The organism is Alishewanella longhuensis (genome assembly GCF_014653435.1).
In the GTDB taxonomy this organism is placed as follows: Bacteria; Pseudomonadota; Gammaproteobacteria; order Enterobacterales; family Alteromonadaceae; genus Alishewanella; species Alishewanella longhuensis.
Window position 1 is genome coordinate 196,153 of the sequence record NZ_BNAO01000006.1, and the last position, 12,291, is coordinate 208,443.

The window sequence follows — 12,291 nt, forward strand, 5'->3', positions numbered from 1 at the left end:
GTAGAGTATCAAGCCAGCGTAGGCTGGCCGGGTCAGAATGTTATTATGCTATTGTGTGCCGCCTACGGTGAGGGCATCTAATTTTAACGTTGGCTGGCCAACACCTACCGGCACACTTTGGCCTTGCTTGCCACAAACGCCAACGCCGCTATCCAGCCGCATATCGTTGCCTACCATCGACACCTGCTGCATGGCTTCCGGGCCATTGCCAATCAGGGTTGCGCCTTTAATTGGCGTAGTAATTTTACCGTCTTCTATCAAATAAGCTTCTGAGGCGGAAAACACAAATTTACCCGAGGTAATATCTACCTGACCGCCACCAAAATTAGGTGCATAAATCCCTTTTTTCACACTGGCGATAATTTCTTCCGGTGCATAGTCGCCGGCCAGCATATAGGTATTCGTCATGCGTGGCATCGGCAGGTGCGCAAAAGATTCACGCCGGCCATTGCCCGTGGGGGGTACTCCCATCAGCATGGCATTATGTTTGTCCTGAATGTAACCTTTTAGAATACCTTTTTCGATCAGTACATTGTACTGGCTAGGTACGCCTTCATCATCGATATTTAACGAACCACGACGGCCGCTCAGGGTGCCATCATCAACGATAGTACAATGTTTTGAGGCAACCTGCTGACCAATCCGACCACTAAAGGTTGAAGAGCCTTTGCGATTAAAATCGCCCTCTAAACCGTGCCCTACTGCTTCGTGTAGCAATACACCGGGCCAACCAGAACCCAGCACCACCGGCATGGTACCGGCTGGCGCATCTACTGCCGTTAAATTAACTTGCGCCATGCGCACAGCTTCGCGGGCAAAGTGTTGCCAGCGCGGTGCACCATCTTGATCCTCGCTAAAATAGCGATAATCGGTGCGGGCGCCACCACCTGCGCTGCCGCGCTCACGCCGGCCGTTATGCTGCAATAACACTGAACAGTTTAGACGTACCAGGGGGCGAATATCCGTTGCAAAGGTCCCGTCGCTGGCCGCAACTAATACCTCTTCGTATACCCCTGTCAGGCTGACCATAACCTGTTCAGCCCGGCTATCTAAGCTGCGAATAAAGGCTTCTACCTGATGTAACAGCGCCACCTTTTCGGTATTAGTTAAACTCTGCAGGGGCTCACAAGGTAGGTAAATATTGCTGTTACTACTGCGGCTGAAGGTTTTTACGCTGCCTTGCTGGCCTTGCGCAGCAATACCGCGGGCGGCCATAGCGGCTTGTTGCAGTGAGGCACTATTAATACTGTCGGCATAGGCGAAACCGGTTTTTTCACCGCTAATGGCCCGCACGCCGACACCACGTTCAATATTAAAAGAACCGTCTTTTACCAAGCCATCTTCCAACACCCAGGATTCATGCACACTGGATTGAAAGTACAGATCGGCATAATCGAGCTGATGCGCAAACAAATAGCCCAGCGTTTGCTCCAGATCGCGCTGGCTCAACTCTGAGGCATTAATAAGGTTATGTTCTACTGCATTCATGGTTTCAGCTCACTGTTAAATCGGTTATGTTGCTTAATAGGCATTTTATTAGCTAATTGCTGGCAGTCTGCCAAATCTACTGCGGCAGAAATCCAGCCGGGTGCAGCACCCGCATCGGCCAGAATATCACCCCAGGGGTTGATAATCAGGCTATGGCCAAAAGTTTCCCGACCATTCGCATGTACGCCAGTTTGGCCGGGAGCGACCACAAAACATTGGTTTTCAATGGCTCTGGCGCGTAATAAGCTATGCCAGTGTGCGGCCCCTGTTACCCGGGTAAAGGCCGAAGGGACACTGAGCACATTCATACCCGCAGCAGCCAGCGCCTGCATTAAGCCAGGAAAGCGCACATCATAACATATCGTCATGCCGAGTTTCAGGCTACCCTGTACAGATAATGTGAGTTTATCGCCGGGTAAGGTTGTGGCCGATTCCTGATAATTACCGGTAGCGTCAGAGACTTTAACATCAAATAAATGCAGTTTTTGATAGTCGGCTAGTAAGGTGCCATCGGGCCCAAATAATAAACTGCTGGCAGAGAAGCGCCGGGGATCCGGGCTGGTAGTCGGCATGCTACCTGCCACTAAGTAGAGTTGATATTGCTTGGCAAGGGCAGCACAGCGCGCTTGTAGCTCGCCCTGCCCAAGTGGCTCGGCAAAAGCTTGCTGTACTCCGTCAGCGCCACCAAATACCGCAAAGCATTCCGGCAGTACCACTAAATGTTGTGCGGCTTTAGGTAACAACGCCAAGTAATGCTCTAGCTGCTGAAAGTTTTGTTCAGGATCGGGCTGGCTCGTCAGCTGAATAGCACTGAGTTGCCACTCAGTCACTGCGGGGTTGCGTATTGTCATCAGGTATAGTCTCGGGCTGCGCAATTCGAACAGGTACTGGCACTTCAGTACTATGACGGTTTACTTCTGTAACGACAGGCTTATCGAAACTGCCGGTGACAGTAAAGTTTATGCGTGAAATCACTTCGGCAGATTGAAATACTTCATCCAGCGCCAACGCAGCTAGCCCCGTTGCCGGATTTACCATCCAGGCAATAATCACCGGTAAACTGGATGTCACTTTTGGCGCAAAGGACATTTGATAATCCAGCTGCCGCTTTGCAAGGTCGGCATAGCCTTGAATTGTAAGATTGCCCGGTACACCATCAATAACCACATCACTGGTTTGTGCCACACCTTGCTGCAAACTGAGCTTGCCACTCATTTTGTTGTAAAAAAAGCCTTTGCTAAATACATCGCGAAAATCCAGCCGCAATTTACGAACGAGTGAGTCCAAACTAAATAACGAGAATAATCGGGCACCTTGATCGCTGACCTCAGTCAGTGAACCATCCCCTAAAGCAAACTGCACCTGCCCATTTAGCTCGGTTAAACGAAATTGCTGTGGTGCTCCCGCCCAGTTCAGTCGGAAATCAATATCACTGCGACTGCCGCTAATCGCAGAGCTTAGCTGATATTCTGCCAATAACGCGCCAATATTCGGACTATAAAATGTACCTCTAAACTGACTATTGCCAATGGCATTATCTGGTTGCCACACTCCGCTAATCTTAAGCTTGCTGCCTTTATAATCGGTAGTAAGTTGCTGTAACTGCCACTCCTCACCATTTGCCGCAGCCTGCAGCTGTACTTTACCAAACCGATAGTTACCGATGGCGCAATCGTTACAATTTAGCTGCAATGGAACCATCTGTAGTAACCAGTTTTGCGCCTCTAGCTCTGACAATAAAGGCAGCTGCTCTGTAATGTCCTCTGTTACTTCCATAAGCCCTGGCTTAGATTTTGTCTCTGCCAGAGGTAAATGCAAGTAATCTAACTGCACCACTATACCTTTACTCTGCCAGTCATGGAAAAACTGCCAGCGACTTGCCAACTCGGTACCATGCAAGTTTAACTGCCAAGCTTGCTCGCCTGGGCTTAGCTCAAATATTGTATTGTTCAGGCTGAGCTGTGCAGGCAGCTGAATAGTTGCCAATTTGCCTCTTACTCGGTTTAACGTTGGTAATACGGCATCTTCTGTTGTGGTTTTGCTTAAGATGGGTTGCAGAAAATCTAGCCATGGTAGTAGTTCAATTTGCGCCAGATTAACATCGATATTAAAACCTTTACCGCTTAAACCGGGATCTTCTGATCCCAGCGTCAATTGTGCCCGACTAATGCGTCCGCTGTGATGAGGCAACTCGGCCTGGAAATACAATAATTGCTGATAATCTGCGGTAATATAGCTCTGTTCGGCATTGCCATGCGCCACCAACTGCAGTGTTGCCGGTTCAGTAAGGTCTTTTCGGTAAGGTTCTGGCAAGTTAAGCGCTAGTTGCTCCAGTTGTGCACTGAGTTCAGCCTGATAGCTAAAACCAGCTTGCGGCAATGCCAACGACAGCTGCAGCTGCCAATCAAGAGTTCCCGCCAGCAAGTGATGATTTTCAATAGCAGCGACTGCATTAATTTGTGGCGCCAAAGCTTGCCCGGCTAGCTGCACACTCACCTCGTAGGCCGCAGCCTGCTGTTCGCCAATAAAGTGACCACTGGCAGGCAGACCCTGCCAGATAAACTGCAGTTGCTCCCCTCTGAGTTGTTCATTACGAAAATGTATACGACCGGTTAGCTGCTGCAAATGAAGTTGCGGAGCCTGAATATACGCTTGAACCTCTAACAGCTCAGCGGTACCAGTCGCTATCACGGTTGGCTCAGTTAAGCCGATCTCTAACAATAAATCACCACGTACCGGGCCTGATAACCCAAGATGCGCTAGAGTTTTACCTAAAGTGTCTTGCAACGAAGATTGCAGCATAAGCTCTGTTAGGGTGTGACTTTCAAGTTGGGTATTTACCCGAACATCCAACTGCTTTGCATTAAATAGATCTGGGATACTGGCGGTTACCTGATCCCGTATCGGTAAGAGACCTAAGTAACCATTGTCGGCTGCAATCAGCATACTGGCATTTTCAAACCATAAAACCGCGCTTAGCTCTGTTAAAGCAGGCCAGTCTGGCGCAAACGCAAATACCCCTTGTTCAAGATCAGCTCTCACCTGAAAATGACCTTCCCCGGAAGTAAAAGGGTAATCTGCAAATGCTCCTTGCCAGAGCACCGTTGCCTGCTGCAACATGCCACTGTCGATAGCTTCAGTTAAATACTCACGGGTTTTAATTGGCATATAACGCTGCGGATAATAACGACTGGCTTTAGCTGCGTCTAATTTTGTTAGCTGTGCTAATAGCGATAATTCTGGTTGTAAACCCAGGTCTAATCTAGCCTGAGCCGCCAACTGGAAATCTTCAGCTTCTAATGACAGTTGTGGCAACTGTAATTGCCACACGTCATTCTGTTTACGTAGCCGAATATCAGCAACTAGCTGCTGATAGTACCAGTGGTCAGTAAAGAGTCCATCCCAGGACAAATATTGCTGCTCACCCGCAAGTAACAACCAGGCAAAATCATTAGCCGCCCAAAACTTTCCAGAAAGCTCGGTCACGCCCGGGATATTCCGAACTGGCTTACTGCCCAACTCCCGAAATTGGCCGTAGAGTTTAAACTCTTGCTGTTGCAAACTAACATTAAGTTGCTCTAAATAACCGGCAGGTTGGTGCATCAAGATACTTTTTACTAGCTCGCTGTCTTCAGCAAATAGCTGTAGCAAAGGCTCCAAGGCATCGAGCTGAAATTGCTGTACCGTTGCCAGCAAGCGTTCATTCGTTTGACTCAACTGCAGTTTTAACCCTGTCCATTGCTCAATTTGGCTCGCAAGACTAAGCTCACCAGAGAGCAGCTGCCAACCGCTTTCAGTTGGCTGCCAGTGCAGTTGTCCAGCACCTAACTTAAGGCTGTGGTGCTCCCCCGAGCGTTGCCAATACAAGCTATTCTCAGCCAAATCAAGTTGCAACTGTTGAAGCTGGCCTTGCCCAATGCTGCCCCAGGCACGAAAGTTAATACTCGCTTTTTGGAGACGACTAGCTTGCGGCAACCATTGCCGAAATAAGGGCACGACATCTAAATCAGCACTTTGTAAAAACAGTTGCCCATATGCCTCGCTTAAGGTAGGACCATGTAAATCTAAAATAAAACTCAGGTTGTTGGCCGTAACATCAGCAATCGCCAGTTCACCATGCCCTTGGTGCTGCATGCCTTCATTTCGCCAGTTCAGGCGGCTTATGTTAAGCACTAACTCCGGCTGATCACGGCTCACTAAAATAAATTGGCTATTTGTTACGGTAAAGTCTTTGAGACGACGAAAGAACAGCTGCTCTAACCCCTGTAATGTTGCCGTGGTATTGTTGGTGGTAGCTTGATTGGCACTAAAGAGCGCATCCAGGTTGAGCCAGTAACGTAGTCCGTCCAGCTCGAAATGCTCAGCAGTAAACTGACGAGCTAATATACTTTGCCAGAAGTTGATACGCACGGAGGTTTGTGCGATCTCCAGCTGCACTTCAGCATCTGCGGCTATACTAACTTGCTGTAGAACTAGCGCCGGTCCATTTTTTTGCCAGGCGGCGCTGATTTGTTTAATGGCAACGGTCGTGCCCAGCTGCTGAGTTAGCACCTGCTCTATGTGGTGTTTATAACTATCGGCATAAGGTAGCGCTATACGCAGTACCGACACCACCGTTGCCAGTACCACCAGACAAATTGCCAGCGCTACCCAAAGTTTATGCAGACAGTAAAAGCAAGCCTGCTTGGTTTTCTGCACTACATCATTACCACGTCGAACTGTTCCTGTGTGTACATAGGTTCAGTATGAATACTGATTTGTTTACCAATAAAGACCTGGAGTTCAGCCAGGCTATGAAATTCATCTGTTGTCAGGGCGTCTTTTACTACCGGCGACACATATACTACAAATTTATCGGCAGAATAGGCGCGATTTACCCTGACGATTTCCCGCAAGATTTCAAAGCAAACGGTTTCGACCGTTTTTAAGGAACCACGCCCCTTACATACTGGACACTCTGAGCATAGAATATGTTCCAAACTTTCGCGGGTTCTTTTGCGGGTCATTTCTACTAGCCCAAGAGCCGAGAAACCATGAATGTTGGTTTTCGCACGGTCCCGAGCCAACGCCAACTCTAAACTATGGAATACGCGGCGTTTATGTTCTTCATTTTGCATATCGATAAAATCGATAATGATAATACCACCAAGGTTACGCAACCGAAGCTGCCGAGCAATTGCCTGGGTGGCTTCGGTATTGGTATTAAAGATGGTTTCATCTAGATTCCGGTGGCCGACAAAGGCACCGGTATTCACATCAATAGTCGTCATCGCTTCGGTTTGATCAATGATCAAATAACCACCACTTTTCAGCGGGACCTTGCGTTCTAAAGCGCGCTGGATTTCATTTTCAACATCGAACATATCAAAGATTGGCCGCTCACCAGGATAATACTCCAGTAATGCCACATTTTGCGGCATAAATTCGTCGCAAAATGCCGTTAATTGTTGAAAAGTTAATTTGGAATCAACCCGCACACGCTCTAATTCAGTACCAACAAAATCACGTAGAATACGGTAGCTAAGGGTTAGATCTTCGTATACGACCCCTTCTTTTCGGGTGTTCTTTTTGCGCTTAAGGACTTTGCTCCAAAGTTTTTTCAGAAATTTGGCATCTTGTACCAATTCCTCCTCTGCGGCGCCTTCAGCAGCAGTCCGCACAATAAAGCCACCCGTATCGTCCATGCACTTGCTAACAATATCTTTTAATCTTTGCCGCTCGTTTTCACTCTCTAAACGCTGTGACACACCTACATGTGCAGAGTCTGGCATAAAAACTAAATAGCGGGACGGTAGAGTAATATCGGTGGTTAAACGAGCGCCCTTTGTGCCCAGGGGATCTTTTACCACCTGCACCAACAAATACTGCCCTTCACGCACCAGCACACGAATATCTTTGCTAGCCGCTGGTTTAGCATCCAACTCATTAGCTTCGTTATGTTGCACAATATCTGACGCATGTAAAAACGCGGCCTTATCTAAACCGATATCGACAAAAGCAGCCTGCATACCCGGTAATACACGGCTGACTTTACCGACATAAATATTGCCAACCAACCCAAGTCTCGCTTGCCGTTCAATATGTAATTCTTGCAGTACACCGTTTTCAATCAAGGCTACCCGGGTTTCTGTGGGTGTGACATTAATTAGTAACTCAGCACTCATCTTGACCTCTGCAGCTTTTGTAATAACAAGTCTGTCTCGCATAAGGGTAAGCCAACAACAGCACTGTAGCTGCCGTTTATGCGTTCGACAAATTTACCGGCTTGTCCCTGAATACCATAACCACCAGCTTTATCTACAGGCTCGCCGCTTTGCCAATAGTCTGCCATTTCTTGCTGGCTAATGCTCCTAAACCAAACCTCTGTAGTAACCAAAATTTGCCATTGCTGAGTAGGAGTTACCAAGGCAACTGCAGTCATGACCTGATGGCTACGTCCAGATAGTCGCTGCATCATATGTAAAAAATCGGCTTCACTTTCCGGCTTGCCCAGAATGCAACCATCAATGACCACACTAGTATCAGCACCTAGCACCGGCAAACGGCCAGCCAGCAGTTGCAAACCTATTTGCGCCTTGGTTAAGGCTAAACGGCTAACATAAGTGGCAGCAAGTTCTGCTGTTAAGATGCTTTCATCGATATCGGGCGTAACCAATTCGAAGGTTACACCAAGCTGCTGCAATAATTCTCGGCGGCGGGGTGAAGCGGAGGCTAACGCGATAGTAGAGTGCATTATTGGATCTTAAGTTGTCGGCGATAACGCCTCAGTAGCCAAAATAACCAGGGCCAAACTATCATGCCAGTTAAAACCGGCCATAAGTAAGCTGGGCGGAAATTAACCCCTGTTAGGAAATGGCTTAGCCAAAACAAGAGTAACTGATACAGCGCCAACATTAACCCCATTAACAGGCTTTGCTGAATGACCGAAAAGTTACGAATTTTTAAGTGGTTTACGGCAACAACAAAAGACACCACAGAAAAAGCTAAGGCGTTTACGCCCAAAACGGTGCCAACCAGAACATCCGTCAATAACCCCATTAAAAATGCAGTACCGATATTAACACGTCTTGGCAAAGCCAATGTCCAATACATTAACACCAATAGCACCCAATCTGGCCGAAACAAATTAAACTGAAAAGGTACTGGTGTAACGGTAAGTAATAGCGCGGCTAACAGACTTAAATAAATAAAACCTATGCCTTGAGCTGGTCGCATTAATTCTCTTCCTCGGCTTGACGTACTGCTTCCACTTGCGATCCAGGCCATAATATCAATACGTGTCGAATCCTATCTAAGCTAGCATAGGGCCTAGCATGCACTGTCATAAAGGGCTGACTGGCATCTTTAATCACCTGGATAACCTCAGCCACCGGATAGCCCTCTGGAAAGCGTCCATCTAAGCCGGAGGTTAATAAACGATCACCCTCACGAATATCAGTACTTAGTGGTAAATGGATCACCCTGAGCATATCCCATTGTCCCAGCCCTTCAGCCACAGTACGCACCCCAGTGCGCTCAGCACGCACTGAAATCGCGTGGGTATTGTCAGAAATAAGCAAAGCACGGCTGCTGGTGGGACCAACACTCACTATTTGTCCAACGACCCCCTTTTCATCGATAATTGGCTGATGGACACTAACCCCATCGTTGCTGCCTTTATTGAGCACAACTTGATGAGAAAAAGGATGGCTGTAAACTGCCAAAACTTCAGCAATTAAGCGCTGACCTTGAACCACAGGAGCAGAACCTAATAAAGCACGCAGTTTATCGTTTTCCTGTTGTAGAAAAGACAGTAATTGCAGTTGTACATCTTGCTGTAGCAACCTATCTTTTAACTGAGCGTTTTCAGATAATAGTTGCTGTTGTGACATAAGTTGCTCGGAAGCACCCGCGATCAAACTTTCAGGTAAGCTTGCCGCATAAAATAGCGGGCCTACCGCAGAGGTAAGTAAACTCCTGATCTGGGTTGCACTCTCGGTATAGCGGTCAACAAACATCAGCCCGACACTGCAAGCTATTGCTAAAACTAAACGCAGCCCAAGTGCCGGGCCGCGGTTAAAAAAGTCATTCATGAGCGTCTCTGACGGCGCAAAACTGCATTAATCGTAACTGAAAACGTCACCACCGTGCATATCAATCATTTCCAGTGCCTTACCACCACCACGAGCCACGCAAGTTAGTGGATCATCAGCGACCACTACAGGGATCCCCGTTTCTTCCATCAACAACCGGTCTAAATCACGCAGTAGTGCACCGCCCCCCGTTAATACCATACCGCGCTCAGAAATATCTGACGCCAACTCTGGCGGTGATTGTTCTAATGCCACCATAACTGCACTGACAATACCAGCCAGCGGCTCTTGTAGCGCTTCCAAAATCTCATTACTGGTCATGGTAAAACTACGTGGTACGCCTTCAGCAAGGTTACGACCACGGACTTCAATTTCCAACACATCATCACTGGGATAAGCAGAACCAATTTCTGTTTTAATCCGCTCTGCGGTAGCTTCACCAATTAAGATACCGTAGTTCCGACGGATATAGTTAACGATTGCATCGTCAAACTTGTCACCGCCAATACGAACAGATGAGGAATACACCACACCGTTTAAAGAAATAATGGCAACTTCGGTGGTACCGCCACCAATATCAACGACCATGGAACCGGTAGCTTCCGAAACTGGCAAGCCAGCACCAATGGCCGCAGCCATAGGCTCGTCAATCAGATACACTTCACGCGCACCTGCACCTTGTGCAGATTCCCGTATAGCACGGCGTTCAACCTGAGTAGAACCACATGGAACACACACTAAAACGCGTGGACTTGGCCTTAGAAAACTATTGCTATGTGCTTGGCGAATAAAGTGCTGCAACATTTTTTCAGTAACATAGAAGTCTGCAATTACCCCGTCTTTCATTGGGCGAATGGCCTTAATATTACCCGGAGTGCGCCCAAGCATGCGCTTAGCGGCATGCCCAACTGCAGCTACACTTTTCGGGCCACCGGCGCGTTCCTGCCGAATAGCGACAACTGAAGGCTCGTTTAATACTATGCCTTGGTCTTTCACATAAATAAGGGTATTGGCTGTCCCAAGATCGATAGACAGATCATTTGAAAAAATGCCGCGCAGTTTATTAAACATGGAGAAAGTGAATCCTTTTAACAAAATCCGGCTGCCAAGGCCGTAAAAGGCGATACAGCAACAGAAAGAAATTTATACCAAAGTTGTAGCTATTCTAAGTAAGTCTCCGGCAAGAAAATAGCTTTTTATGACTTTTTTGCCAAATTACCTCTAAACACTACGTAAATACCCTTAACGTCCATATATGTAGACTTACCAGCACTTTTTATAGTCATCAGGCAGAGCAGTGAGCAACAACAAAGGCTATAATTGCCTATCACTGCATTACCTTGAAAACGATACTAATGACAGTCCTTCTACTGCCAGAAATCAGCTGGCAACAACTAACACATCCTATTCTAACGACCAGCAATACCGAGCTTTGGATCTGTCAATTAAAACCACCTGTACCACAGATCGCCGGCAATAAGTGGTTAAAATTACACTCAGCTATTTCGCAACGCCTGCCAACACAAGGGATCCTTAGCCTGGGCGGCGCATTTTCCAATCATTTAGCCGCTTTAGCTGCTGCCGGTAACCATTATGGTTTCCCAACAATAGGTTTGGTACGCACAGATCAGCTGGATAGTGCAAACCCGACACTACAACAATGTTCGCGAAATGGTATGCAGTTGCGGGGGATTGACCGAGTCTCATTTAGACAGCGAGACTCAGCAGAGTTCAATCACGATCTGGTAAATAATTACCCTAATTATTTAATCGTGCCAGAGGGTGGCAGTAATCAGCAAGGCGCTGCGGGCGTTTCGGCTCTACCGCTGGCAGAAACACCGGCAGGTAAAGCAACTCTGCTTTGCTGCGCAACCGCCAGCGGCGGTACTTTAGCTGGGATTATTCAGCGTTACCCTGATATTAAGGTGTTAGGGTTGGCGGTAGTTAAAGACCGTTCACTGGTCAGTCGGGTTAAACAATGCCTACCCGATAACAGACCTTTTGTTAATTGGCAGCTGACACAGGCTAGTTCGGCTTATGGCAAAGTGACAGCGGCAGATATCGCGTTTTGTTGTGAGTTAAAACCGCAAATAACTCTTGAACCGGTTTATACAGGTAAAGCCTTGCACCAATTATTGGACCTGTTAACAAGTGGCCAGCTAGCATCAGGCCAACGCATCGCTTTTTTTCACACCGGCGGCTTGCAAGGATTAGCAGGTCAATATTACCGTAAGCTAATTAGTAAAGCAGAGTATCACTTACTTGCTGCAGATGGTAGCGAAGAGCCCGGCGCAAGGCCCGCAGCTGGGTAGCAATTTTTACCACCGGCTTCGAGGCGCACGTCACTGTGCCCACTCAGCCTGCGCAGCCCCCCTGCTGCTGTTCCAAAAATTCTACCGCAACTGAGGGCTCAACAAGCATTGCTGGCTCATCACGCTGCGCGTCCAAAAAAGCGATGCCACACCGATAGCCGACGAGGTGGCCAGCGCAGAGTACACTTTGTCCGGGGACGTCTTTTGCAGGGATGCAAAAGAGGAGCCTACAGGGAAGTATCTACGGCGTGCCCCGGCGAAGTCGTACGGCGTGCTGGCCACCGGATGCACCAAACGATGAGACTCAAAGAAGACGTACAGACCATTGCCTCAGAATCGCAGTAAAGCAAAAAGCCCACTCAACTGAGTGGGCTCTTTGGCTTTATGAGGTGCCTTCATGCCCCTCGCAGAGCTCGGGG

At 47.9% G+C, this 12,291-nt stretch carries 9 protein-coding genes; 1 reads left to right on the plus strand and 8 read right to left on the minus strand.

Annotated elements, in window-relative coordinates:
* Positions 1-48: 48 nt before the first annotated feature.
* Genes tldD through IE163_RS13055 form a run of 8 tightly spaced genes read right to left on the minus strand, consistent with a single transcriptional unit; the run spans position 49 to position 10,631 of the window.
* Positions 49-1,488: a metalloprotease TldD gene (gene tldD, locus IE163_RS13020; protein WP_189433413.1), complete on the minus strand. Its 1,440-nt coding sequence runs from the start codon at positions 1,486-1,488 to the stop codon at positions 49-51.
* Positions 1,485-2,339: a carbon-nitrogen hydrolase family protein gene (locus IE163_RS13025; RefSeq protein WP_189433414.1), complete on the minus strand. Its 855-nt coding sequence runs from the start codon at positions 2,337-2,339 to the stop codon at positions 1,485-1,487. Before IE163_RS13025 ends, tldD begins: the two co-directional genes overlap by 4 nt.
* Positions 2,311-6,186: a YhdP family protein gene (locus tag IE163_RS13030; protein ID WP_189433415.1), complete on the minus strand. Its 3,876-nt coding sequence runs from the start codon at positions 6,184-6,186 to the stop codon at positions 2,311-2,313. Before IE163_RS13030 ends, IE163_RS13025 begins: the two co-directional genes overlap by 29 nt.
* On the minus strand, positions 6,186-7,652 hold the full coding sequence (gene rng, locus IE163_RS13035; RefSeq protein ID WP_189433416.1) for a ribonuclease G: 1,467 nt from the start codon (positions 7,650-7,652) through the stop codon (positions 6,186-6,188). The genes IE163_RS13030 and rng overlap by 1 nt, the downstream gene beginning before the upstream one ends.
* On the minus strand, positions 7,649-8,221 hold the full coding sequence (locus tag IE163_RS13040; RefSeq protein WP_189433417.1) for a Maf family protein: 573 nt from the start codon (positions 8,219-8,221) through the stop codon (positions 7,649-7,651). Before IE163_RS13040 ends, rng begins: the two co-directional genes overlap by 4 nt.
* Complete coding sequence (gene mreD / locus IE163_RS13045) at positions 8,221-8,703, minus strand: rod shape-determining protein MreD (protein ID WP_189433418.1); 483 nt, start codon at positions 8,701-8,703, stop codon at positions 8,221-8,223. Before mreD ends, IE163_RS13040 begins: the two co-directional genes overlap by 1 nt.
* Positions 8,703-9,560, minus strand: a complete 858-nt coding sequence (mreC, locus tag IE163_RS13050; RefSeq protein ID WP_189433419.1) for a rod shape-determining protein MreC — start codon at positions 9,558-9,560, stop codon at positions 8,703-8,705. The genes mreD and mreC overlap by 1 nt, the downstream gene beginning before the upstream one ends.
* Before the next feature lie 27 nt (positions 9,561-9,587).
* Positions 9,588-10,631: a rod shape-determining protein gene (locus tag IE163_RS13055; protein ID WP_189433420.1), complete on the minus strand. Its 1,044-nt coding sequence runs from the start codon at positions 10,629-10,631 to the stop codon at positions 9,588-9,590.
* A 284-nt stretch (positions 10,632-10,915) separates the two neighbouring features.
* On the opposite strand from IE163_RS13055, the gene IE163_RS13060 reads away from it, so the two are divergent.
* Positions 10,916-11,872 carry a 1-aminocyclopropane-1-carboxylate deaminase/D-cysteine desulfhydrase gene (locus tag IE163_RS13060; protein WP_189433421.1) on the plus strand — a complete coding sequence of 319 codons (957 nt, stop codon included), beginning with the start codon at positions 10,916-10,918 and terminating at the stop codon, positions 11,870-11,872.
* Positions 11,873-12,291: the final 419 nt, after the last annotated feature.

What these genes read in the sequence shown, in the direction of transcription:
- rng (WP_189433416.1), bottom strand. Translation starts at nt 7,652, where the DNA reads ATGAGTGCTGAGTTACTAATTAATGTCACACCCACAGAAACCCGGGTA.
- IE163_RS13040 (WP_189433417.1), bottom strand. Translation starts at nt 8,221, where the DNA reads ATGCACTCTACTATCGCGTTAGCCTCCGCTTCACCCCGCCGCCGAGAA.
- IE163_RS13055 (WP_189433420.1), bottom strand. Translation starts at nt 10,631, where the DNA reads ATGTTTAATAAACTGCGCGGCATTTTTTCAAATGATCTGTCTATCGAT.
- mreD (WP_189433418.1), bottom strand. Translation starts at nt 8,703, where the DNA reads ATGCGACCAGCTCAAGGCATAGGTTTTATTTATTTAAGTCTGTTAGCC.
- IE163_RS13025 (WP_189433414.1), bottom strand. Translation starts at nt 2,339, where the DNA reads ATGACAATACGCAACCCCGCAGTGACTGAGTGGCAACTCAGTGCTATT.
- mreC (WP_189433419.1), bottom strand. Translation starts at nt 9,560, where the DNA reads ATGAATGACTTTTTTAACCGCGGCCCGGCACTTGGGCTGCGTTTAGTT.
- tldD (WP_189433413.1), bottom strand. Translation starts at nt 1,488, where the DNA reads ATGAATGCAGTAGAACATAACCTTATTAATGCCTCAGAGTTGAGCCAG.
- IE163_RS13060 (WP_189433421.1), top strand. Translation starts at nt 10,916, where the DNA reads ATGACAGTCCTTCTACTGCCAGAAATCAGCTGGCAACAACTAACACAT.